Source organism: Acetobacter sp. P5B1, assembly GCF_018811985.1.
GTDB lineage: Bacteria > Pseudomonadota > Alphaproteobacteria > Acetobacterales > Acetobacteraceae > Acetobacter > Acetobacter cerevisiae.
Genome location: NZ_JACRVS010000030.1, coordinates 1 through 24,407, shown reverse-complemented (window position 1 = coordinate 24,407; position 24,407 = coordinate 1). Strand labels below are relative to the sequence as shown.

Sequence of the window (24,407 nt, the reverse complement as noted above, 5' to 3'; positions counted from 1 at the left end):
GAGCAGGATATCACTCTCGAAATCGTCAGACTACCTCAGGCTAAACGGGGTTTCGTGCTGCTGCCACGTCGCTGGATCGTAGAGAGATCGTTCGCGTGGGCAACGCGGTGCAGGAGGCTGGTGAAAGACTACGAGCGCTGCGCCTCAACGCTTGCCGCAATGCATACCATCGCCTTCGCAGGTTTCATGCTTAGAAACGCAGCTAACCTGCTCATCCAAAGTGCATAACACCCTCTAGTTGGAGGTGATCATGTGATCATGTGATCATGTGCTCTGGCAGGGTTACTCTGTCATGCGGCGAGGCGGGGTATCTCGCGGTCTACCAATCGCAAGTATCGTTGGTTGTCTTCCCCCGCAACCATTGAATCCTGCATCAAGAATTTATTAAGAACGCCAGTATCTGGATGATGCATGGCGTTTTTTCTGTCTGTGGCAAAGCCCAGCATCGCCACCAGCTTCCCCTCAAGGAAAATCCCAAGCTCGTCCTTCTCAGAAATGAGGCGGATCTGCATGATCAAAGACCGGATCGCTTCTCTCGTCTGTATTCCGCTAGCCTCGTCCTGGAGGCTGCCGTGAAGGGCGCCGATCTTCTGGCGATAGAGTTCCGCCATGTTCGGATGAAGGAGTGGTGGGGGAGACGGTGCGTCGGCCAGACGTGTTTCGATTTCGGCCTTGCGCGCTTCAAGCTGACCGATGCGGTCCTTGAGGCGCGATCCCGGGACGCCATCGAGAATAGCCTGCACGGCCTTGTTCAGTTCGCGCTCGATCTTCGGAAGTTCCGATCGCATGGCAATCAGACACGCACCTTTCTTCATGCGAAGACGGTTTACTGTGCGCATAGATAATCGGTATAGCCTTCTTCTCCTTGCGTGTACCAAGTGCGGATATCGTCCTTGTTCAAGGGAAGGTTGTCTTCCAGGCGATGCACCAGATCTGGGTTAGCAAGGAAAGGGCGACCGAATGCAATGGCGTCAGCCACACCGGTTGCAACCGCATCAATTGCTTCGTTCCGTGTGTAATCCTGATTCAGAACCAGTGGTTTTGTGAAGACTTCGCGGATCGGACCGTGTAGTTTTGGCTGATTGGTCTTGCCAAATGTGCCATTCGGCCCGGGCTCGCGCAGCTCGAGAAAAGCAATATCGAGATCGTTCAGAAGCTTTGCTGCCGGCACGAAAACCTGCTCGGGATGGCTGTCGATGCAACCTTGTGTGTCGCCATTGGGTGAAAGCCTTACGGACGTTCTATCCGCGCCAATCGTGGCGATCACCCGTTCCGTAACGTCACGCAGAAAACGGATACGATTCTCCGGAGAACCACCATATTCGTCCGAACGATGGTTGGTGCCGTCTCGTAAAAACTCATCTATCAGATAACCATTAGCTGCGTGAATCTGGACACCATCAAAGCCAGCGTCCAAAGCATTGCGGGCGGCTTTTTCGTAATCGTTCAGGATACGGGCAATGTCATCTTTGGTCAGGGGACGTGCAACTTCGGGGGGCTGCTTGCCGTCGTAAGTATGGAGTGGCTCAGGGGCCTTTGTAGCCGAGGAGGATACAGGCTGTTGACCTGTCACGCTGGAATGCACCATGCGTCCCATATGCCAGAGCTGGGCCACAATCTTTCCGCCCTTTGCATGCACAGCCGCCGTAACGGGCTTCCAGGCGTCTACCTGCTCCTGAGACCACAGGCCCGGCGCATACGGCCATCCAAGACCTTCCCGGCTGATTCCTGTTGCTTCCGAGATGATCAAACCGGCGCCGGCACGTTGCGCATAATATTCGGCCATGATGGAGGTGGGAACATGCTCACGCGTCGCTCGGCCGCGCGTCAGCGGTGCCATGAGAATTCTGTTTTTAGCGTAAACGCTTCCCAGTTTAATCGGCTCAAACAGGCTGGGCATGACAGATCCTTCCTAAAAGACGCGGTTCTTATGAGTTGGGGAGATCTCTCGTCGATTACAATAAGAGACCTGTTTCTAAGCTCACGGATTGGAAGAGGTGGAACTGGGGCGAATTCGGTAATTTTCTCTAATCCTTTACTTAAAACGGAAAATACCGGTCAGTCTGTTCTCAGAGAAAGTGAATCCTAAAGAGCGGATTTCCGTTGTTGCTGTTTCACAGGAGATATTGATTTTTCTGGAGGGGGCCTTCTCTGGGAGAAATCTGGAGTGCCTGATTAAAGACCGCCGTAATGCTCAAGCCTTTGTGATGGAGAGCGCTCTTTATCTCTTTTGCGATAATATATTTTGAGCTGTAGATCAGGTTGCCACGTAGCCAGCCAGTTCAAGCCGCCCGTCCAGTTACAGAAAGTGGCTTTTTTGAATGACGTCAGGAAGGAAACGCAAGCTCCGTTTGTTGTTTTTTCCTGTCCTTACCCAATAGTCTCGACGAAATCCTTTTCAGGAAAGGCGTTAAAGGATGAAGAGCGTTCAATCAGGCCGATATTCCGTACTTTGTTTGTTGCTGGCAGCCACAATCCCGCTTTTCAGTTCACAGGTTAAGGCAGCACCACAGGATGGTCCTGTTTATGGGGCTGAATTACAGGGTTTTTCATACCCTTGGCCTGTTGCGGAATATTCCTTTCAGTCCCAGCGACAGACGTTACACATGGCCTACATGGATATCCGGCCCGAGCATCCCAACGGGCGGGTCGCTGTGCTTTTGCACGGTAAAAACTTCTGTGCCGCAACATGGGAAAACACAATTCACGTTCTGGCTAACCGAGGCTATCGGGTTATCGCCCCAGACCAGGTCGGCTTTTGCAAGTCCAGCAAACCGCAGGCCTATCAGTTCACTTTCGGACAGCTTGTCAGCAATACCCATGCTCTCCTTAAGCACCTGAACATCTCGCAGGTCTCTATGGTTGGTCACTCTACTGGTGGGATGCTGGCTGTTCGGTATGCTCTCATGTTTCCAAAGGATATTTCCAGACTGGTTCTGGTTGATCCTCTGGGGCTGGAAGACTGGCAGGCCAAGGGTGTGCCGTATCGAACCGTGGACGAATGGTATGCCCGTGAACGAGGCAAGACAGCTGAGCAGATACGGGCGTACGAACAAAAAGTCTATTATGCGAATGAATGGCGACCGGACTACGAACCGTGGGTCCAGATGCTTGCCGGGATGTATCGGGGGCCAGATGCCGATAGTGTCGCGTGGAATTCCGCGTTGCTTTACGACATGATTGCAACACAGCCTGTGATCTATGACCTGCCACGTCTCACCGTTCCGACGACATTGATGATCGGGGACAAAGATGTAACAGCGATAGGGAGTGACGGTGCTCCCCCAGATGTGCGCGCAAAGGTGGGGCATTACCCTGAACTGGGTAAGGCAGCAGCAGCGGCTATTCCCGGTGCAAAGCTGGTTGAATTTTCCAATGTGGGACATACGCCACAGTTGCAGGATCCCGCGGCCTTTCATAAAGCGCTGCTTGAGGCGTTGAATTAAAAAACAAAGTTGTCAGTTTTCTTTTTGAGCAGCCTCAAGGTCCTCCTGAAATAGCAAGGGGGAGTGCGATAAGTGTCAAACAAGCCCTGCTTATGGCGCTCTTCCGTATTCCTTAAAGCACGCATGGGCATGCCAATGGAGTGAGGAGGGCTGCCCCGGCTTGTCGTTTCACAACCACATGATAGCGTGGCGTAGCCTAAAAATTTCAGGGAAAGCAGAATAATGGAAAATAAGCGGGCGCTTTCCGCGAAAGAAAAGATGGCATACGGCTGTGGGGATGCTGCCTCCAATATGATGTGGGGCATGACGTCCTCTTACCTGATGTATTATTACACAGATATCTATGGTCTGCCGCTGCTGGCCGTATCATGGATACTGCTCGTAGCCCGTGTTGTGGATGCCTTCTGCGATCCGGCCATCGGCTATGCTGTTGACCGCGTCGGCGGCCAGATCGTCCCACGTCTGATCCGCTTCCTTGCCATTCCCTTTGGCGTAACGGGTTTCCTGTGTTTTCTGGCTCTGCCGCTTTCGCCTGATGGGAAAATCCTCTGGGCAGGGCTGACCTATATCGTGTTTGGTGCCATCTATTCGTGCATCAACACGCCCTATGGTGCACTGTCTGTCATGATGAGCCGCTCCGCTACAGGGCGCGTGGGCCTGAATGCATTCCGCATGATGGGCTGTCAGGCTGGATCGCTGCTTGTGGCGCTGCTGACCATTCCCGCTATCACCTGGCTGGGTGGGGGTGATAGTGCGGCGCAGCACCGATATGGCATGGCGGTCTATGTGCTGGTCCTGTCGGTTCTGGGCAGTATTCTGTGGTTGTGCGTGGCGCGCGGTTGCACCGTGCGGCATCCGCCAGCCCCCGTCCGGCAGGACCTTTTAGTCACGTTGCGTCATCTTCTGGGAAACCGGCGATGGGTGCTGAGCAATCTGCTCGCGTTCTTCTATTTTGTAGGGCAGGCGGCACTGTTCGGGTTTGCTCTCTATTATGCCCGCATCATTCTGGGAGGCACGGAGCAACTCGGGGCCAATATCATTACTTTCATCACCGTGCTGCTGTTCGCGGGTGTGCCGGCGTGCCTGCCGCTGACCAAACGTGTAGGGAATGTGCAGAGCGGCATCCTATGCCTGATCGCGCAGGGAGCAGCCTATCTGGCAATGGCTGTGGTGGGTGCGTCCATGGCGGGGTTCTTCCTGTCCGTCGCTTTTCTCGCATTGGCTCAGGGCGTGATGTCTCCGTTGTATTACACCTTGCTGGCGGAAGCCGTGGATGATGGTGATCCCCGCACCTCGACCGGATTGGCAGGTCTGGCGTTTTCGATCAACACATGGGTTACAAAGCTGGCCATGGGGCTGACAGGCTTTGTTCTGGCGCAGTTCCTGTCACAGGGCCATTACGTTGAAGGGGGTGTTACACAGCCATCGGAGTTATCATTCTGGATTATGGCTGGATTTATCTGGCTACCGCTGGGGGCGGTCTGTATGCAGGCTCTCTGCCTTCTGGCGTGGCAGGACAGAGCATGATCATTGTGTCAGCACCGTGAGGGAATGAAAGAGCGTATTCCTTCTAGGCCATTATAGCTTTCTGTAATCGCGTGGGGTAACGCCGGTTTCTCTGCGAAAGACCTGCGCAAAATGGCTCGGGCTTTCATAACCAATGGTGAGCGCGATCTCGATGATGGACTTGTTGGTCTGCAACAGAAGGTTCTTCGCACGTCGGACACGCTGCTGCTGCTCTCATTGCGCAATTCGGCAGGATAGATGTGCTGGTCAACAATGCTGGCCTGATGCCCTTATCCAGCGTTGACAGTCTGAAAGTGAATGAGTGGAAACAGATGGTGGACGTGAATATATCGGGCGTCCTCAACGCAACGGCAGCTGTGCTCCCTCAGATGATCGCACAGCATTCGGGCCATATTTTCAACATGTCTTCAATCGCGGGCCGGAAAGTCTTTACCGGCCTGGCCGTTTACTGCGCCACCAAGGCCGCAGTTACGGCGTTCTCCGATGGGCTTAGAATGGAGATTGGACCAAAGCACAATATTCGCGTCACCTGTATCCAGCCCGGAGCCGTGAAGTCGGAACTGTATGACCAGATTACGGACCCGGCTTACCGCAAACAAATGGATGATCTGGCAGCTTCCATGACGTTTCTTGAGGGCGAAGACATTGCAGACACCATCCTTTTTGCTCTGAAATCACCGCCTCGGATGGATGTTGCAGAACTGTTCGTTCTTCCCACGGAACAGGGATGGTGAGTATTTGAACGCCCGCCGAACCTCAGTGCAGCAGCCAGTCGCGTTGAGGAATAACAAGACCAGCATTGTAAAGCAGAAGTTCGAGGCGGTCGGAATTGTCCCGAGCTTCTGGTTACGACAAAAGCTGGGACAATTCAGTTAAAGATAACGCAGTTCACTCCTCTTTTTTATGGCTTGGTTATCGGACGTGTCGGCGCAGTGGCTGTTAGATTTTCATACTGTTCGGGGGTGGGGGGAATATCAATTCCGCCAGCCGGGGAGGGGTGATGCAGACCGTCATACTGAAAGCCCGTGAACGTCATGGTTTGATCAGGCGAGGGAAGGAGTTTGTCGTTCCAGCCACCACCCAAAGCGCGCACCATACCGACGGCGGCCTGAAGTGCGCGGGCTTGCACCTGCGCTTGTTCAATACGGGCATCAAGCGTGTTGACCTGTGCAATCAACGCATCCAGATAGCCGTCAGCGCCGCCTTTATAGAGCGTCATAGTTAATGTCTGCGACTGCATGGCGGCGTCAACAGCCTGCTTTAGCCGGCTATTTTCTGCCCGCAGGCGTGCCGTCATCGACAGGCCGTTTTCAACATCCTTAAAGGCAGACAGAACCGCCATGCGATAATGGTCACGTGTTTCGCGGTAGTTTGACCATGTGCGTTGAAGCTGGGCTCTGCGCAGGCCGCCTTCAAACAGCGGCATGGTGACAGAGGCTCCGTAAGACCACATGCTGTTTGCCAGATTGGCCAGATCAAACCCGTTGGCGTCAAAGCCGCCATTCGCGTTGAAAGACACGTGTGGGTAAAATGCTGCACGTGCAATGCCAATGGCCCGGTTGGCCTGCGCCATTTCACGCTCGGCGACAGCAATGTCCGGACGGCGTTGCAGCAGTTCGGATGGCATGCCCAGCGGAAAAACAGGTTCCGCCGCATCCTGATCGACGATTTGAGGAATATGAAAGGATGAGGGGGACGCATTGACCAGAACGGCCAGAGCATGTTCCAGCACTTCACGCTGCGCCTGTACATCCAGCTGACGAGCCTGCGTCATGTAAAGCTGGTTTTTGGCACGTGCCACATCAATGCCGGTTGCATCCTGATTATCAAGTCGTGTCTGGGTGACGCGGAGCGCCTGCTGATAATAGCTGATGGATTGCTCATAGATGGCGTTCTGTGCATCAAGCCCGCGGAGGGCAAAGAAATCAGTTGCCAGTTCGGCCTGGAGGCTGAGCCGGGCAGAGGCATACTCTGCGGCCTGTGCCTGCGCATAATATTTTTGCGCGCGCACACGGTTGCGAATGGAAGACCAGATGTCAGGCTCCCAACTGGCCATGCCCCCATAGAACTCATCAGTGGCAGTAATCGGCCCTTTGTAACGGAACAGCCGATCTGAAGAGCTTTTATTATTGCTTGAGCCAAATGCCAGTGCAAAGTGCGGCAGCAGGTCAGACCGGGCTTCCATAACAATGGATCGCGCCTGAATAAAGCGTTCAGCGGCGGCTTGCAGATCGGCATTGCCATCCATTGCCTGTGCTTCAAGCGTATTCAGTGTCGGATCGTTAAACTGTGTCCACCAGTCCGACCGTATGACAGTCTCTTGCGGCTGTGCCTCATGGAATAATCCTTGCCCGTGCCAGGAGGCCGGCACAATGAAGTGGGGAGCCTGATAGGCAGGGGCCAGATCACATGCGCTAAGCGCCATGAGTGTCGCAAGCGCAGCGCCTTTCGCCACAAGCGCTTTCTTTCGGCGGGATATCCGGGGGCGTGTAAGGATAATGCTCATTCGTCATCCTCCTCATCACTGTTGCTGGCGGATGTTAGATATCCTTTTTCAGGCGCACTCAGGCGCACGGTCTGTCCTTCGAGGAGATCAGCCGGAGGGTTGTTAATAATATGGTCGGTCGGGGTGAGGCCGGCATCCACTTCGGTGTAAGCGTCTGACATGCGACCTACGGTTATGTTTTTGTAGTGCGCCTTGTTCTGGGAATCGACCGTGACAACCTGCATCCCTTTTTCCTGAAACACTAATGCCCCGGTTGGAATTGTATAAACTCCGCCTTCTGCCGGAGCAGAGAGGGAAACGGTGGCGAAAGTGCCGGGCCACAATTTCTGGTCAGCATTATCAATTGTGAATTCTGTAATGGCTGTGCGCGTATTGGGGTCATAGCCCTTGGCTATGGTCAGAAAGTTGGCTGTAAAAACCTGATTGGGATATTGCGGCACCGTCACCCGGGCTTTCAGTCCGGGTTTCAGAACATAGGAGAAGACCTCAGGCACGGAAACAAAAAGACGCATCTCATGGGTGTCTGCTACGGTAAACAGTTCACTGGCCGTGCCATTGGCGTTCAGATTGCCACCGCCTGCGCCAACATAATCTCCCACACTAATGTTTCGGGCCGTTACAACACCGTCAAACGGGGCAACAATGGTTTTGAAGCGTTCAAGCGCATCATAATGGTCCACATTGTGCTGGGCGGCCTCCAACGCAGCACGGGCTGACTGTTCATTGGCGTTTTGAACAGAAACTGACTGCCCCGATACAGCCTGAGATTTTCCCATCGACCGCCAGCGGTCTGCCGTAACAGTGGCAAGGCCATATTTGGCCTGTGTTACCTGAAGGTCAGCCTTGGCCTGTGCATATTGCGCATCCAGCCCCGGGGCGTTGATTTCCGCCAGGGTATCCCCTTTTTTTACCGGCGCGCCGTAATCCTTGTTCCACATTTTCACATAACCGGAGACCTGCGCATAAATGGGCGCTTCGTACCATGCGTTGATATTCCCCGGCAGGGTCATGGCAAGTGTGGACGGTGCAGGCTTGGGCTGGACCACGGCTACATCGGGGACGCTGGCATGGGTTGCGTCTGCCTGCAGCGTCACCTGATTACGGAGATGCTGTAGTTCCAGATACGCCACATATCCTACAAGCACACAGAGCAGGGCGCCGACAAACAGTCGGTTTTTTGTAATTTTGAACATCAGACGGCCTCCTGCCCATTTGTATGGTCCGTTTCAGACGGACTGCGGTTTTTTGTATGAGAGCTATTGTGGAAAATTGCGTAAACGCACGGCACAAACAGAAGCGTTGAAACCGTTGCGACAATAAGGCCGCCGATAACGGCCTTACCTAACGGCGCATTTTGCGAATTACTGGTTGCCATCGGCACCATGCCGATCACCATCGCAGAGGCTGTCATGATAACCGGACGAATGCGTCCAAACCCGGCTTCTACGGCTGCAACTAGGGCATTACCGTGCAGGGCGAAACGCTCCTTCGCAAAAGAGACAACCAGAATGGAATTTGCCGTCGCTGTTCCCATGCACATGATAGCGCCCGTCAATGCCGGAACAGAAAGACGTGTCTGGGTCAGGAACAGGCTCCAGGCAATTCCGGCAAGAGCTCCCGGCAGTGCGGAAATAATGATGAAAGGATCAATCCAGGACTGGAAGTTGATAACAATCAGCATGTAGATCAGCACAACAGAGACAACCAGACCGGCAATGAGTTCTGCATACGCTCCATGCATGGTCACGGCCTGCCCGCGGATATCGACAGCAGCTGTTTGCGGAAGGTCCTTTTGTGTGCTGGCAACGGTTTGTTTTACCCTGGCCAGAACAGAGCCCAGATCAGTGCCTTCAGCTGAAACATAGACATCAATTTCCGGCATGGAATTATAATGGGATACCTGTCCCGGTGTACCTGTTGGCGTCACAGTGCTGATGCTGCCCAGAAGCTGCATATCCGTGCCTTTAGGGTCATTGTCGCCTTTATCAACAGGAATGGTCAGCAAATCATTATAATGGGTCAGCTGGTCTTGTGAGACATAGACGTTCAGCGGGAATGTGATGCCTGTTTTCGGGTCAAGCCAGTATTGAGGATCGACAGTCTGGCTACCAGAAAGAGTCATCAGTTCGTTATTGGCAATATCCGCTTCGGTCATGCCGGTAGCCTGACCGAACGTCCGGTTGCCCTGCACGAACAAGGTCGGCGTTTTCATGGTTTGCTGGATCACCACATCCGCCGTGCCCGGAATGGCACGCAGTTTGTTCACCAAAAGACGGGCATACTGGTAATTGTCACGAATATCTGGGCCAGAAACCTGAATATCAATGGGTGCGGGTGATCCAAAGTTGAGTATTTTTTCTGTCAGATCAGCGGGTTGAAAGGTAAACACGCTGCCCGGGAATTTGGCAGATAAATCGCTACGGAGGAGCTTGCGATACGTCCAAACCGGAGATTCCTCATCCTTGAGCGAAATTGTCAGGTCGCAATCCTGCGTGCCGATAGAGGGGGTGGGGATGAAAGCCTGATTATGAGGCCCTTCGGGCAAGCCACAGTTGTTGATGATACCAGAGACTTTCCCCGGAAGAAGCTGCTGAATCCGATCATCAACCAGAGAGACGATGCGACCTGTTGTTTCAATGCGCATGCCTAAGGGGGTACGCATGTGCATCTGCATCATGCCTGATTTCACTTCCGGGAAGAAATCCTGGCCGGATATCAGGAACAATCCTAGTGAAAGGACCGATAGTCCCAGAAAGCCCATGGCAAAAAGACCGCGGCGCGCAATGATACGTTCCAGCATCCGACCATAGCTGGCGCGGAAATTATGGAACGCGTGCTCAAATCGGTTCTGGAAACGCCCCAGAAAACCTTTGGGCAGAGCGAGATGTTCATCACTGTGCAGACCCGGATGGACCTGACCGGCCAGAAGATATTTGGCCATGGTTGGCACTAATGTGCGAGACAGAATGAAGGATGCCAGCATGGCATAAACAATGGCTTCTGCCATGGGCATGAACAGCCAGCCTGCGACACCGCTCAAACGAAAAAGTGGTGTCCACACAATGCAGATACACAAGGTGGATACCAGTGTAGGCACCACAATCTGGTTGGCGGCATCAATAATCGCGGGCTCCAGCTCCTTGCCTTCTTCAAGGTGGGTATCAATGTTTTCAATCATGACGGTGGCATCATCCACCAGAATGCCGACAGCGAGTGCCAACCCGCCCAGCGTCATGACATTGATGGTCTGTCCAGACAGAAGAAGGCAGATAATGGCCGTGAGAATGGCGAGGGGAATGGATGTGGCGATAATAAGGGTGGAGCGCCATGACCCTAGGAACAACAGAACAACAAGCCCGGTCAGAATGGCGGCTGTCACCATTTCACGCACAACGTCCTTAATGGCGTCTTTCACAAAAACAGACGCATCGCTGAGGAGAGAAATATGCACGTCAGGCGGAACAAGTTTCTGGAGACGAGGTAGAAGTTCCTTGGTGCGTGCCACAACATCCAGTGTCGAGGCGTCACCGCTTTTCATCACGACCACTTCCACACCCTGGCGGCCCTGAACAAGCACAAGGTTGGTCTGGGGGTGTCCTCCACGGTAAACCTGCGCCACGTCATGCACGTAGATAACGGCATTCCCAACACGTTTGACCGGAATGTCGCCAAGCTCCTTCATGGAGCGGGGCGTGGCGTTGGTCTGAACCATCCAGTCTGTTGTGGCTATTTTCTGATCGCCAGCCGGCAGAACGATGTTCTGTTTGCGCAGGGCATTCTGCACATCCATTGCGGAAAGATGGTGTGCCTGTAACTGCTTCTGGTTCAAGGCAACCATAATGAAGCTGTCCATGCCGCCATAAGGATGAGGCAAAACCGCGCCCGGAACCGTTACCAGAATGGGCCGAATACGCGTCATGGCGATTTTATACAGGTCAGACGGAGTCTGTTTTTCAGACGTGATCTGAAGGGCGAGAACCGGAACGGATGATGCTTCCAGCCGCATGACCATGGGGGCAGGAATATTATCGGGTAACTGTTTGATAACCGTTTGAGAAATGGCAGTAACTTCAGCCTCAGCTTCTCCAATATCCGTGCCAGGTTGAAAGTAGATGTTGACGATGCTCCTGCCATAGTAGGAGCTGCTTTCCATATGCTCGATGCCCTCAACCGTGGAGGTTACAGCTAGTTCGTAATTATAGGTGATACGACCAGCAAATTCCTCAGGCAGCATGCCACCGTATGTCCAGACTACGGATACCACCGGGATCCGGATATTTGGAAACACATCGGTCGGGGCGTTGAAAAGGGACAGCACACCAAAGGCGAGAATAAGAAGCGACAAGACAATAAATGTGTAAGGTCGCTTCAGCGCCGTCACAACGATGGCATTCATGCGTTTCCTTCCTTGCTGGAATTAGTGGAATTCAGCGCACGATAGAATTGGAGTTATGCGGAAATCTTTTAAAAAAAATATTATCGAGTTATATAAATTTTTAATAAATAAAAATTCAATGACTGTTTGAAGAATTTTTCTGTAAAAATAAATCAAAGTGCTTAAGCGGACAGAAATGCACTTCTGTGTTTGTGGTTGAATGGAGATTTAGGGGGGGGCAATTGGCGTGCAGAGCCATAAGGTTTGTGCTTCCATCTAATTTTTTTTCAGGAAGTCTGTGAATGCGCCGGTATAGTCTGAGCGAGAGTCAGTGAGAGCGGATAAAGGATCTTCTCCGAGGTCGTGAAGGCCATGTCGGTGGAATGGCTGCGGATAGCCGTCCGTTTGTGCCAGCCGTGCTGTATCGCTACAGCGCTGGCACTCCATGGGGTGATCGAGCGGATTTTCGGCCATCTGGTCGTTGCAGGAAGCGGACTCTCCATCTGCTAAAGGCGCAATTCTGCTCATACTGTCATTCGTTCGATAAGAGTATTCTTTCCGTCAGCATCGGTGAGATGGAGTGCAATTATCGGAATTGAGAGTTATAGGTTTGGTGAAAGTCTACGTTCCTCCAGTTACCCAATTTCCTAAAATAATTAATTTAATTCTGAAATATATTTTTTTATTTTTTTGCTTTTTATAAAATAATTGGTCCAAATCCTAAGCGCAGAGAAGCCTCAGGATTGTGTCTATGTTAAAAGCCAGTCGCTCTTGCAGGGCTTTTTTTGAAAGAAAATCCCGATTGAAAATGACTGACCCAGTATAGCTGTTTGTCAGGTAATAATAGCCGATTGATGCAATGGTAATGTTGACTTGCGCAGCATCCAGCCCTGGACGAAATGTGCCCTCTTGTGCACCCTGGTCAAGAATGGCCTGAATACGCGCAACAAATTTTTTACTGACTTCACGAAGTGTGGAAGAGTTCTTGATGTGCCGCGCTTTGTTGAGGTTTTCGTTGTTGACCAGAGTAATGAATTCTGGATTTTTAAGATAATATTCCCATGTGAAGCGTACAAATTCTGTAATCGCTTCTTTCGGGGGGAGTGTTTCTAACTTCAGGCGCGCTTCTTCGGAACGGATATCAAGATATGCCTGTTCTATGATGACTTTAAAGAGATTTTCTTTGCTTTCAAAATAGTGGTAAATCATACGCTTGTTGGCTTGAGCCTCAAGCGCAATCGCATCAACGCGTGCGCCTTCCAGTCCGTTCTGAGCAAATTCCTTCTTTGCGGCTTCCAGAATTCGAAGCTTTGTTGCCTCAGCATCCCGAATACGTGGCGTAGAAGGGGATCGTGCGGTTTGAGTTGCGCGCGTCAATGACATCAGCCTGCTAAGTCAAAAGAAAAGGGCATACGCCTTCAACAGAAGGTGAAGGTGTTCAAACTTTTTTGCAACAGATTTAAGTAACTAATTGGTTCTTTCTTCGTTTAAAGTCGAGAACGCTTTTTGCTCTTCTGAGCCAGGCGACCACAACGGAGAGGCGGAATGCCCCCTCGCACAGAGCCGACCATTTCTTAAGGCAAAGCATCCTTTTGAAAGGACTCAGTGCGATACGAATGGAAGGCTGAATTTGATGACAGCGACGAAAGATCGTTTTTCTACTCCTGCCAAGCCGCGTGATTTTGGATTTTTTATAGATGGCGAATGGCGGCATGGACGGGAGATGTATGAACGGTTTTCTCCTTCTCATGAACATAGTGTGACGCGTATAGCCTGCTGTACAAAACAGGACCTTGATGATGCCGTGGCCGCGGCCCGTAAAGCGTTTGATGAGGGGCCGTGGGCGCAGCAGTCAGGGGCAGAGCGTGCAGATGTTCTTCTGCGCACAGCCACTCTCCTCCGTGAACGAGCGGAAGACATTGCGTATTGGGAGGTGCTGGAGAACGGAAAACCTTTCACTCAGGCTAAGGGAGAAATTACCCACGCGATTGCCTGTTTTGAGACGGCTGCCGGTGCTGCCCGCTTGCTGCATGGCAATACATTTAACAATCTGGGCTCCTCCCTTTTTGGAATGGTTCTGAGGGAGCCCATCGGGGTGGTAGGGCTTATTACGCCCTGGAATTTCCCTTTTATGATCTTGTGCGAGAGGCTTCCGTTTATTCTCGCGTCCGGCTGCACTGTGGTGGTTAAACCTGCTGAGGTGACCAGTGCCACAACCCTGCTTATGGCCGACATTCTGGCCGAGGCAGGGCTGCCCAAAGGTGTCTATAATGTTGTGACGGGCTCCGGCAGCGTTATCGGGCAGGCTATGGCCGAGCATACCGATATTGATATGCTGTCTTTTACAGGCTCAACCAAAGTTGGACGCTCCTGCATTAAGGCTTCTGCTGAGAGTAACCTCAAAAAACTGGGACTGGAACTGGGCGGCAAAAATCCGATTATTGTTTTTGCAGATAGCAACCTGGATGATGCCGCAGATGCAGTCGCTTTTGGGGTGAGTTTTAACACTGGCCAGTGCTGTGTTTCGACCAGCCGGTTGATTGTTGAACAGTCTGTAGCGGATGAGTTTGAGCGCCGTGTTGCTGAAAAAATGACAAAAATTCGGGTTGGCAATCCGTTTGATCCTGAGACGCAGATTGGTGCCATTACAACGGATGCTCAAAACGAGACAATTCTTAACTATATTGCAAAAGGTAAATTAGAAGGTGCTGTTTTGCAATGTGGCGGACTGGAAATCGCGTGTGCAAAAGGGCGTTATATTGCGCCAACTCTTTTTACGCATGTAACGCCAGACATGGCGATTGCGCGTGATGAAATCTTTGGTCCTGTTTTGTCTTCCTTCCGTTTTGAAACGGTAGAAGATGCAATCCGGCTGGCGAATGACACCGTGTATGGGCTTGCCGCTTCCGTCTGGACGCCGGATATCAGCAAAGCTCTGACTGTGACCCGGCGGGTCAAAGCGGGGCGGTTTTGGGTCAATACCATTATGACGGGTGGCCCGGAAACGCCTATTGGAGGTTTTCGTCAGTCTGGCTGGGGGCGTGAAGCTGGCCTTGCCGGAGTGGAAGAATATACGCAGCTCAAAACGGTGCATATTGATACGGACAGACGTTCGCACTGGATTGCATCATGACAGCGCGCTTTGACTACATTGTTGTAGGGGGCGGCTCTGCGGGATGTGTTTTAGCAAGCCGCCTTTCCGAGGATCCGACGGTAAAAGTCTGTCTGATTGAAGCCGGGAAGCGGGATGTCCACCCCTTTATCCATATTCCGGCTGGCTTTGCGAAAATGACGGGAGGGCCCTGGACATGGGGATTACAGACCGTTCCGCAGAAACATGCGAACAACCGCAAAATTCCCTATGTTCAGGGGCGTGTTCTTGGAGGCGGTTCGTCTATAAACGCGGAGGTTTTCACGCGTGGCCACCCATCGGATTTTGACAGATGGGAGCAGGAGGGGGCGACTGGCTGGGCGTTTAAGGACGTTCAGAAGTATTTCCTGCAGTCTGAGGAGAATACTATTTTGTCGGGGGCCTGGCACGGCACATCGGGGCCTCTGGGCGTCTCGGACATGACTGCACCCAACGTAACCACGCAGGCTTTTGTGCAAAGCTGCCAGGAAATGGGCTTGCCTTATAATCGTGATTTTAATGGCGCTACGCAGGAAGGGGCAGGGTTATATCAACTGACCGTGCGGAATCAGAGGCGGTGTTCTACAGCCGTTGGATATTTGCGCCCGGCTCTGGACCGTAAAAATCTGACGGTTGTGACAAATTCTCTTGTTTTGCGCATCCTCTTTGAAGGTCGGCGTGCGGCAGGTGTGCAGTATGTCGTCGGTGGCAAAGTTATCACGGCTGCCGCTGAGCGCGAAATTCTTGTCACGTCCGGGGCAATAGGAACCCCTAAACTCATGTTGCTCTCGGGTATTGGTCCAGCGGACCATCTGCAACAGCATGGCATTCCTGTTGTTCAGGATCTGCCCGGAGTGGGCGAGAATTTACAGGATCATTATGGCGTTGATATTGTTGCGGAAATAAAAAAGAACATTAGTCTGGATAAATACAACAAGCTGCACAATATGGCTTGGTCCGGGCTGCAATATGCGGTGTTTGGGACTGGAGCCGCAGCCTCCAATATTGTGGAAGCGGGGGCGTTCTGGCGCACAAGCCCGACTGTCGATATTCCTGATATCCAGTTCCATTTTCTTGCAGGGGCAGGGGCGGAAGCCGGCGTTATGACCGTTCCAAAAGGGCGGTCAGGGATAACCCTTAACAGTTATCTTTTGCGGCCAAAATCACGCGGGACTGTGCGGCTTCATTCTGCTGACGCACGAGTGAGTCCGCAGGTAGATCCAAATTTTCTGTCTCATCCCGATGACCTGCGGTTGGCTGCAAAAGGGGTAAAGCTGAGTTACGAGATGTTTTCTCAATCTTCCCTCCAAAAGCACATCCGCGAGATTTGTTTTTTCAAGGATAAAGCGCCGTCTCTGCAGGAGTGTGAGGCTTATGCGCGGCAGTATGGGCGCACATCTTATCATCCTACCTGCACATGCCGTATGGGCTCTGGGCAGGGCGCTGTGGTTGATCCGTTTCTGAAGGTCTATGGCGTAGACGGACTGCGGATTTGCGATAGCTCTGCCATGCCGTCTCTGCTCGGGTCGAATACCAATGCTGCGACTGTGATGATTGCCGAAAGAGCCGTTGATTTTATCCGGGCAGGAGACTGATACCGACTAATGCCCGGAAAGTTACCGAGACCATGAAACTGGCTCTTGCGTGGAGACAAATTCTCGTATTCACTTCCTTAAGTAACCAACTGGTTAGATAATAATAAAAACGGACCGGATTCCATGACGAAAATCAGAACCGCCGCGGAAGCTGTAGGCCTCATACAAAACGGCGCCACCATTGCGGTCAACTCCTCATCTGGGTTGCTGTGTCCAGATGCGGTGCTGGAGGCGCTAGGGCAGCGTTATGCCGCAGAGGGAGCCCCCGCGAGCCTGACAACCATCCATCCCATTTGTGCGGGAGATATGTTTGGCACAAAGGGCGTGGACCACCTTGCACAACCGGGGATGATCAGACGTATTATTGGGGGGTCTTATCCCTCAGGCCCAAGCAATGCAGAGCCTCCGCTGATCTGGCAGCGTATTCTGAGTGAAGATCTGGCAGCCTATAATGTGCCATCCGGCATCATCTTTGACATGCTACGGGAAGGAGCCGCCTTAAGGCCGGGTGTACTGACAAAAGTCGGAATGGACACCTTTGCCGATCCGCGTCGTGAAGGATGCGCCATGAATGGAACGGCACGGCAGCAGCCCATTGTTCGGGTCATGCAGTTTGAGGGGGAAGACTGGCTCTACTTTCCTGCATTGAAGCCGGATGTGGCCATTATTCGCGCCAGCACCGCCGACGAAAAAGGTAATCTGACGTTTGAGCAGGAGGGCGCGACCCTGGGAGCCATGGAAATGGCATTGGCAGCGCACAATAACGGTGGGCTGGTTATTGCGCAGGTGCGTCGTGTTGCTGCTCAGGGGACACTGAAGCCGCATGATGTAAAGGTTCCTGGCATTCTGGTGGATGTTGTGGTCGAGGCTCCCGATCAGTTGCAGACAACTGCAACACTGTATGATCCTGCAATTTCCGGCGAAATTTTCCGTCCTCTTTCCAGTTTTGAGTGTCCCGCCTTTGGCCCCTCTAAGGTTATGGCGCGCCGTGTCGCGCAGGAGCTACAAAAAGGGTGGGCCGTTAATATAGGCTTTGGAATTTCCGCTAATGTTCCCCGTATTTTACTTGAAGAAGGGCAGCATGGCGCCGTCACCTGGGTGATTGAGCAAGGTGCTGTGGGGGGCGTTCCTCTGCTTGATTTCAAATTTGGATGTGCAAGCAATGCGGAAGCTTTCGTCGCATCGCCGCATCAGTTTTCTTATTTTCAGGCGGGTGGTTTTGACTGTTCTTTACTGTCCTTTCTGGAAATAGGGGAAGATGGTTCTGTAAATGTCAGCCGTCTGGCAGCAACACCTCATCGGACAGCAGGAGCCGGGGGGTTTGTTGATATTACCAGCCGGGCAAAGCGCATTATTTTCTCTGGGAATTTTAACGCGGGCGCCAAAATGCACATAGAGGATGGCCGGCTGATCATCGATAAAGAGGGGAAGATTGCCAAAATTGTTCCCCAAGTCGCACAGGTTAGTTTTTCTGGTCGTCAAGCGACAGAGAAGGGGCAGAACATTACTTACGTAACCGAACGCTGCGTTATCAGGCTTCTGGACGGAAAGCTGACGGTTACGGAGATTGCTCCCGGAATTGATATAGAGCGAGATATTCTTTCTCAGGCTTCCGGCACGCTGCATGTTGCGCCCGACCTTAAGGAAATGGATGCCGCTCTGTTCAGAGACTCTCCAATGGGGTTGTCACTCTGATTTTATAAATATTCAAGAAGAAACCAACGTCTTTAGAAGCGCTGGTTTTATTTATCTCATAAGTAACTACATGGTTATAAAACGAGGAGGCAGTCATGTTCCTTAACGAAACACAAGAAGAAGTTCGTTCAACAACACGTTCTTTTGTGAATGACGTGGTTCGTCCAGCTGCAGAAGCTCTGGACCGCGAAGAACGCTTTCCGACTGAAATTTATGATGAAATGGGCAAGCTCGGCCTGTTTGGCATTGCAGTGCCGGAAGAACTGGGCGGCCCTGGCTTTGATACGTTGACCTATGCTGTGGTGATGGAAGAACTCTCCCGTGGTTACGCCAGTGTGGCGGATCAGTGTGGGTTAGTGGAACTTATTTCCACTTTGCTCGTCCGGCATGGAACGCCGGAGCAGCAGAAAATGCTGCCTGATGTCATGTCCATGAAGCGGAAGGTCGCCTATTGCATTACCGAACCGGAAGCTGGAACGGATGTGTCTGGCATTCGCACAACTGCTGTCCGGGACGGGGATGGCTGGGTGCTGAATGGCGGCAAAATCTGGATCCATAACGCACCTGTGGCAGACACAGGGTTTGTGCTGGCCCGCACGGATAAAGAAGCCGGTAATCGGGGGATGTCTATTTTTATCGTGGATCTGCACGCTAAAGGGGTGGAGCGGGGCCCCAAGGAGCACAAAATGGGCCAGCGTGCCAGTCAGGTAGGCGCACTGGATTTTCAGGATGTGCGTCTTGGCCATGATGCCGTGCTGGGCGAGATGAACCGCGGCTTTCATATGATGATGAGCGTTCTGGACAAAGGGCGCGTCGGCATTGCCGCTCTGGCTGTAGGGATTGCGCAAGCGGGCCTTGAAGCCGCAGTAGATTATGCGGGCACGCGCAAGCAATTTGGCAAACATATCTCTGAATTTCAGGGTGTGCAGTGGCTGCTGGCTGACATGGCGAAGGACATCGAGGCTGCCCGTCTTCTGGTTTACTCTGCCGCTATGAAAATTGATCGCGGGCTGGATGCCACACGCGCCTGCTCTATGGCGAAATGCTTTGCCGGGGATATTGCAGTTGCCCGTACAGCCGATGCTGTGCAGGTGTTCGGCGGCTCTGGCTACATTCGTGGTTTTGAAGTTGAACGCCTGTATCGGGATGCAAAAATCACCCAGATTTATGAAGGCACAAACCAGATTCAGCGCATGATTATCGCGCGCGAACTGCTGCGGAAGGGTGCTTCTGCATGACACAGGTTGCGCTTGTCACCGGAGCTTCCAGAGGCATCGGGCTGGCGGTGGCTGAGGCTTTGGCAAAAGAGGGATTTTCTCTTGCCGTGAATGGGCTGGCTGATGATGACGAACTGGCTGCAGCCGTGAGGCATCTTTCAGCTTTTGGGGGGGCAGTTATGCCACTTCCCTTTGATGTGACGAAACAGGAGATCTATAGCGATATCTTTGCAGAAATCGAAGCACAACTCGGACCCGTTACAACACTGGTTAATAATGCTGGCGTGGGAGTGATGCAGCGCGGAGACATGCTGGATGTTTCCCCGGAAAGCTGGGACCGCTGTTTTGCTGTGAATGCAAAGGCGGTTTTCTTTTTGTCTCAAGAATTTGCACGTTATTTGCTTGCACGACCGCGTTCGGCTGAGGTGTTTTACTCTATTGTTAACATTACCTCGTCCAATGCCGTTGCCGTGGCAACAGCACGCTCAGAATATTGTGCCTCCAAAGCGGCAGCGGCCATGGTGTCTAAAACTCTGGCGGTGCGGCTGGGAGCTGAAAATATCGCGGTTTACGACGTTCAGCCGGGACTGATTGCGACCGAGATGACGGCACCCGTCATTGAGCATTATCGGAAACGTGCCGCAGATGGCCTCACGCTGTTTCCTCGTGTGGGAGAACCCGCAGAGATAGGCCGTATTGTTGCCGCCCTTGCAGCAGGCAACCTTCCTTACACAACTGGCCAGGTTATTTCGGCAGACGCCGGAATGCTGGTGCCGCGATTTTGAGATCAGCCATGAAAATATTTCTTCCTGATAGCGAAGGGCTGAAAACAGCATATCAACTCAGTGGCAAGACGGCTCCGCAGAGTGTCCTGCCTGCTGATCCAGCCCGTATTGTCTATTCTGCAGCCCATGTCACGGCTGACCCGTTCAGCGCATCAGCGCCTTCTGGCCGCGGGGCGATCGATTGGGAGGCCACATTGGCTTTCAGGCGGTATCTGGACGGGCTTGGACTAGGTATTGCGGAAGCCATGGATACCGCTCAACGGGGTATGGGGCTGGACTGGCCCAATGCCCTGGAACTGATCAAGCGCACCAGGGAAGACTTGCCCCACGCACGTGTGGTCAATGGATGTGGGACAGACCATCTGGATCCGGCAGACGCCAGCACTCTGGATGATGTAATTCAGGCGTATCTGGAGCAGGTGGAAGCCATTCAGCGCGTGGGGGCGCGCATCATTCTCATGGCGAGCCGGGCGCTTGTTCGCGTGGCAAAAAGCCCTGAGGATTATAAAAAGGTTTATGCTAGGGTTCTGGACGCCTGTGATGAACCTGTGGTTCTGCACTGGCTGGGGAGCGCGTTCGATCCGGCTTTAAGAGGCTATTGGGGGGCTGCTGATTTTACAGATGCTGTGGAAATTGCTCTTGATGTCATTGAACAAAATAAGAGCAAAGTAGATGGCATAAAAATTTCTCTTCTGGATAAGGAGAAAGAAATTCTTATGCGCCGACGTCTGCCTGCCGGCGTGAAAATGTATACGGGCGATGACTTCAATTATCCGGAGCTTATTGCCGGAGATGATCAGGGCTACAGTCACGCCTTGCTGGGTATTTTTGACCCCATCGCGCCTTTGGCCGCGTCTGCTGTAAGCCGACTGGGGGAGGGAGATAAAGCGGGTTTCCATGCACTACTGGACCCGACGGTGCCTCTGGCCCGGCTTATGTTTCAGGCCCCCACACAATACTACAAAACCGGCGTTGTCTTTCTGGCCTGGCTGAATGGCTTCCAGAAGCACTTCATTATGCTGAATGGGGCGCAATCCATGCGTGCTCTGCCGTATTTTACAGGTATTTTCCGTCACGCTGATGCGTGTGGGCTGCTCCGGGACCCGGACCTCGCCGTAGCGCGTATGCGCAGTTTTCTCACCCTTTATGGGGCGGACTGATCATGCGGGATTTTAGCCAGAATACTGCAGCACTGGCTCTGAACACCGCCACCCTCGGGCATAATATGACCGGTGCCGGAGCTGGCTGGTCTCCTGAGCAGACAGTGGATGCCTGTGCACAGAGGGGGATTGGCGGCATTGTGTTCTGGCGGACGGAAATAGCCGGGCGCGCGACTGCTATCGGGCATTATGCCAGACAGGCTGGAGTAAAGGTTGTGGGGCTTTGCCGTTCACCGTTCTTAACTGGTCCTCTCTCCCTTCAAAACCCCAATGATATTCAGGATGATTTTCTTAAGGCGATTGATGAAACCGCCGCTCTAGGAGGGGATGTGCTGACTATTGTTGTGGGGGGTGTGGAGGCCGGAACAAAAGGTATTCGGGAAAGCCTGAAATATGTCGCGGAACGTGTGGCTTCTGTCAGTGGCTACGCGGCGCAATGCGGTGTTCGGCTTGCGCTGGAGCCCTTGCATCCGATGTATGGCGGAGATCGCTCCTGCCTGACAACCACGCGGGATGCGCTGGACCTGTGTGATCAGATTGCGGCCCCTAATCTCGGGGTGGCCATAGATGTTTATCATGTCTGGTGGGATACGGATCTGCCACGGCAGCTCAATCGTGCGGAGGGGCGTATTTTCGGCTTCCATTTATGTGACTGGCTGGCACACACGACAGATTTTCTGCTTGACCGCGGGATGATGGGCGATGGGGTGGCAGACCTTAAAGGACTGCGCGGAACAGTTGAGAAAGCTGGCTATGCAGGGTTCTGCGAAGTTGAAATTTTTTCTGCACAAAACTGGTGGAAGCGTGATCCGAATGATGTGCTGGACGTCATGGTGGAACGCTTCCGAACCGTATGCTGAGTGCTGGAGGTTGTTATGAAAATTCTCGTTCCGGTAAAACGTGTTGTTGATTACAACGTTCGGGTAAGAGTCCGGGCAGATGGCTCCGGCGTGGAACTCGGTAACGTCAAAATGTCCATGAATCCTTTTGATGAAATTGCATTGGAAGAAGCAGTTCGTCTTAAGGAAAAGGGTGTGGCAACAGAAATTGTGGTGGTTTCCATCGGGGTGCCTCAGGTCAAAGACACCTTGCGCACGGCTTTGGCTATCGGGGCCGACAGGGCCATCCTGGTGCATGCCACTGATGATGTTCATCAGGACATAGAACCTCTGGCGGTCGCCAAAATCCTGGAAAAAATTGTTGAGGCTGAAAAGCCGCAACTGGTGATTGCCGGAAAACAGGCGATCGATAATGACATGAATGCTACAGGCCAGATGCTGGCTGCTGCCCTGGGTTGGGGGCAGGGCACGTATGCCTCCGCGCTTGAAGTCGAAAAGGGGGCGGTGCTGGTAACCCGTGAAATTGATGGCGGCCTGCAAACGCTGCGCCTCAAACTTCCAGCGGTTGTAACAACAGACCTGCGTCTCAACCAGCCTCGCTATGTTGCGCTGCCCGCCATTATGAAAGCCAGGAAAAAGACGATTGAGGAAGTAGACCTTGCAACGCTAGGCGTGGATATTGCGGCACGCCTGACTGTTTTGAGCACAGCAGAGCCTCCTAAAAGGCAAGCGGGTGTCAAGGTTCACTCTGTTGATGAACTTATCTCCAAACTGAAAAATGAAGCAGGAGTTCTGTGATGTCTGTTCTGCTTTTAGCTGAAGTCAACAACGGCCACCTTCTGAAAGATATGCTGGCCCGGGCACTGACAGCCATGGCACCGCTTGGGCAGGCTGATGTGCTTATAACCGGCCAGAACTGCAAAACTGTTGCCGAAGAAGCTAGTCGGCTGAAAGGCGTTGCGAAGGTTCTGGTTGCTGATGATGCCTCACTGGCTCACGGTCAGGCGGAACCGCTGGCTGTGCTCATCCAGAGCCTTGCAAAGTCCTATGATCATATTGCCGCCGGGGCGACGGCTTTTTCGCGCAACGTCTTGCCGCGTGTGGCCATGGTGCTGGATGTGATGGTTCTGGCAGATGTAACGCATGTGCTGGATGTGGAGACATTCGAGAGGCCGGTTTATGCTGGCAATGCGATACAGACAGTGAAATCTCGTGACCCTGTAAAAGTCTTTACTGTGCGCACAGCAGCATTTTCTCCATCTGGCATGAGGGAGGAAGGAGCGGCCTCTATAGAAAATATTCCTGTTCCAGCAGACCCAAAGTTGTCTGAATGGGTGGAGGACAGAACTATTATTTCAGAAAGACCGGATCTGACATCAGCCAAAATTATTATTTCTGGGGGGAGGGGCCTTGGGTCTGAGGACAATTTCCATCAGATCACACTGCTTGCCGATAAGTTGGGGGGCGCAGTAGGCGCCAGTCGTGCCGCAGTTGATGCAGGTTATGCGCCCAATGATTGGCAGGTGGGGCAGACAGGTAAAATTGTGGCACCGGAGCTTTATGTTGCTGTTGGAATTTCCGGGGCTATTCAACATCTCGCAGGGATAAAGGACTCCAGAGTGATTGTTGCAATCAATAAAGATGAAGAAGCCCCTATTTTTCAGGTTGCTGATTATGGGCTTGTGGGGGATTTGTTCACACTGCTGCCTGAACTGACAGGAAAAGTCGGATAAAATATTTTCCTTTTTAGTTCTTTAGATAGAAAGTTTCTTTCCAAACAGTGGTTTTTGATTGCCGAGAAAGAAGCCTATCTAAAAAATTGTAAAGAAAAGGGAAGGTAATTGACGACTACCCCTTAACGCTCTACCTAGTTACTTAGAGCCCTTTTGGAAATTCACGGATGAGCGTTTCGGCGTAGCATGAGGCTTCCCATGGCGATGTGGATCATGGCCTCTGCGACGTCGATCCGCTGTTCGTAGTCCTTCACAAGGCGACGCCAGCGGATCATCCAACCGAAGGTCCGTTCCACAACCCACCGACGCGGCAGGATTTCAAACCCTTTTGCTGTCTCTGACCGCCGGATGATCTCGACTGTGAAGTCGAGAAAAGTGGCCTTATCCGCCTTATCCATC

General features: G+C 52.6%; 20 protein-coding genes and 2 pseudogenes. 14 read left to right on the top strand and 8 right to left on the bottom strand.

Annotated features, from left to right (window positions below; genetic code table 11):
• The coding region (locus KP703_RS13355; RefSeq protein ID WP_215755296.1) for a transposase at window positions 1-228 on the top strand (228 nt) is incomplete at its 5' end.
• Between the two features lie 62 nt (window positions 229-290).
• Here KP703_RS13355 and KP703_RS13350 read toward each other — a convergent pair.
• Together KP703_RS13350 and KP703_RS13345 are read right to left on the bottom strand one after the other, a co-directional pair.
• The gene (locus KP703_RS13350; protein ID WP_215755295.1) at window positions 291-839 is read right to left on the bottom strand and encodes a hypothetical protein; all 549 of its coding nucleotides are present in this window, start codon (window positions 837-839) and stop codon (window positions 291-293) included.
• A complete protein-coding gene (locus KP703_RS13345) occupies window positions 827-1,900 on the bottom strand; it encodes an alkene reductase (RefSeq protein WP_215755294.1) in 1,074 nt (357 codons plus the stop codon). Before KP703_RS13345 ends, KP703_RS13350 begins: the two co-directional genes overlap by 13 nt.
• A gap of 706 nt (window positions 1,901-2,606) precedes the next feature.
• On the opposite strand from KP703_RS13345, the gene KP703_RS13340 reads away from it, so the two are divergent.
• Complete coding sequence (locus KP703_RS13340; protein ID WP_252354082.1) at window positions 2,607-3,446, top strand: alpha/beta fold hydrolase; 840 nt, start codon at window positions 2,607-2,609, stop codon at window positions 3,444-3,446.
• A 222-nt stretch (window positions 3,447-3,668) separates the two neighbouring features.
• The gene (locus KP703_RS13335) at window positions 3,669-4,973 is read left to right on the top strand and encodes an MFS transporter (RefSeq protein WP_215755293.1); all 1,305 of its coding nucleotides are present in this window, start codon (window positions 3,669-3,671) and stop codon (window positions 4,971-4,973) included.
• Window positions 4,974-5,024: 51 nt separating this feature from the next.
• Here the strand turns inward: KP703_RS13335 and KP703_RS13330 are convergent.
• Window positions 5,025-5,180 (bottom strand): annotated as a pseudogene (locus tag KP703_RS13330) (helix-turn-helix domain-containing protein); the annotation flags it as partial.
• Here KP703_RS13330 and KP703_RS13325 point away from each other — a divergent pair.
• Window positions 5,174-5,707: pseudogene (locus tag KP703_RS13325) on the top strand (SDR family oxidoreductase); the annotation flags it as partial. The pseudogenes KP703_RS13330 and KP703_RS13325 overlap by 7 nt on opposite strands.
• A gap of 167 nt (window positions 5,708-5,874) precedes the next feature.
• Here the strand turns inward: KP703_RS13325 and KP703_RS13320 are convergent.
• From KP703_RS13320 to KP703_RS13310, 3 genes are read right to left on the bottom strand one after another with little or no spacing between them, the layout of a single operon-like run.
• Window positions 5,875-7,479, bottom strand: coding sequence for an efflux transporter outer membrane subunit (locus KP703_RS13320; protein WP_215755292.1), 1,605 nt, complete (start codon window positions 7,477-7,479; stop codon window positions 5,875-5,877).
• Window positions 7,476-8,672: an efflux RND transporter periplasmic adaptor subunit gene (locus KP703_RS13315; RefSeq protein ID WP_215755291.1), complete on the bottom strand. Its 1,197-nt coding sequence runs from the start codon at window positions 8,670-8,672 to the stop codon at window positions 7,476-7,478. The genes KP703_RS13320 and KP703_RS13315 overlap by 4 nt, the downstream gene beginning before the upstream one ends.
• Window positions 8,672-11,875 carry an efflux RND transporter permease subunit gene (locus tag KP703_RS13310; protein ID WP_062273328.1) on the bottom strand — a complete coding sequence of 1,068 codons (3,204 nt, stop codon included), beginning with the start codon at window positions 11,873-11,875 and terminating at the stop codon, window positions 8,672-8,674. Before KP703_RS13310 ends, KP703_RS13315 begins: the two co-directional genes overlap by 1 nt.
• A gap of 342 nt (window positions 11,876-12,217) precedes the next feature.
• On the opposite strand from KP703_RS13310, the gene KP703_RS15950 reads away from it, so the two are divergent.
• A complete protein-coding gene (locus KP703_RS15950; protein ID WP_215755290.1) occupies window positions 12,218-12,364 on the top strand; it encodes a hypothetical protein in 147 nt (48 codons plus the stop codon).
• A 210-nt stretch (window positions 12,365-12,574) separates the two neighbouring features.
• On the opposite strand, the gene KP703_RS13300 is transcribed toward KP703_RS15950, so the two are convergent.
• Entirely contained in the window at window positions 12,575-13,231 is a 657-nt protein-coding gene (locus tag KP703_RS13300) for a TetR/AcrR family transcriptional regulator (RefSeq protein WP_215755289.1), read from the bottom strand.
• A gap of 256 nt (window positions 13,232-13,487) precedes the next feature.
• Here KP703_RS13300 and KP703_RS13295 point away from each other — a divergent pair, with 256 nt between their 5' ends.
• From KP703_RS13295 to KP703_RS13255, 9 genes are all read left to right on the top strand, one after another.
• Window positions 13,488-14,987 (top strand): aldehyde dehydrogenase family protein, encoded by a 1,500-nt coding sequence (locus KP703_RS13295; RefSeq protein WP_215755288.1) that lies wholly within the window; start codon window positions 13,488-13,490, stop codon window positions 14,985-14,987.
• Entirely contained in the window at window positions 14,984-16,579 is a 1,596-nt protein-coding gene (locus tag KP703_RS13290; RefSeq protein WP_215755287.1) for a GMC family oxidoreductase, read from the top strand. The genes KP703_RS13295 and KP703_RS13290 overlap by 4 nt, the downstream gene beginning before the upstream one ends.
• A 123-nt stretch (window positions 16,580-16,702) precedes the next feature.
• Window positions 16,703-18,274, top strand: a complete 1,572-nt coding sequence (locus tag KP703_RS13285; RefSeq protein WP_215755286.1) for an acyl CoA:acetate/3-ketoacid CoA transferase — start codon at window positions 16,703-16,705, stop codon at window positions 18,272-18,274.
• A 95-nt stretch (window positions 18,275-18,369) separates the two neighbouring features.
• On the top strand, window positions 18,370-19,512 hold the full coding sequence (locus KP703_RS13280) for an acyl-CoA dehydrogenase family protein (RefSeq protein ID WP_215755285.1): 1,143 nt from the start codon (window positions 18,370-18,372) through the stop codon (window positions 19,510-19,512).
• Window positions 19,509-20,276 carry a 3-ketoacyl-ACP reductase gene (locus KP703_RS13275; RefSeq protein ID WP_215755284.1) on the top strand — a complete coding sequence of 256 codons (768 nt, stop codon included), beginning with the start codon at window positions 19,509-19,511 and terminating at the stop codon, window positions 20,274-20,276. The genes KP703_RS13280 and KP703_RS13275 overlap by 4 nt, the downstream gene beginning before the upstream one ends.
• A gap of 8 nt (window positions 20,277-20,284) precedes the next feature.
• Window positions 20,285-21,436, top strand: a complete 1,152-nt coding sequence (locus KP703_RS13270) for a dihydrodipicolinate synthase family protein (protein WP_215755283.1) — start codon at window positions 20,285-20,287, stop codon at window positions 21,434-21,436.
• 2 nt (window positions 21,437-21,438) lie between these two features.
• Complete coding sequence (locus KP703_RS13265; RefSeq protein ID WP_215755282.1) at window positions 21,439-22,296, top strand: sugar phosphate isomerase/epimerase; 858 nt, start codon at window positions 21,439-21,441, stop codon at window positions 22,294-22,296.
• A gap of 15 nt (window positions 22,297-22,311) precedes the next feature.
• Entirely contained in the window at window positions 22,312-23,073 is a 762-nt protein-coding gene (locus tag KP703_RS13260) for an electron transfer flavoprotein subunit beta/FixA family protein (RefSeq protein WP_215755281.1), read from the top strand.
• Window positions 23,073-24,008: an electron transfer flavoprotein subunit alpha/FixB family protein gene (locus KP703_RS13255; protein WP_215755280.1), complete on the top strand. Its 936-nt coding sequence runs from the start codon at window positions 23,073-23,075 to the stop codon at window positions 24,006-24,008. Before KP703_RS13260 ends, KP703_RS13255 begins: the two co-directional genes overlap by 1 nt.
• Window positions 24,009-24,169: 161 nt before the next feature.
• On the opposite strand, the gene KP703_RS13250 is transcribed toward KP703_RS13255, so the two are convergent.
• Window positions 24,170-24,407 (bottom strand): transposase (locus KP703_RS13250; protein ID WP_215755279.1); only part of this gene is annotated, 238 nt, incomplete at its 5' end.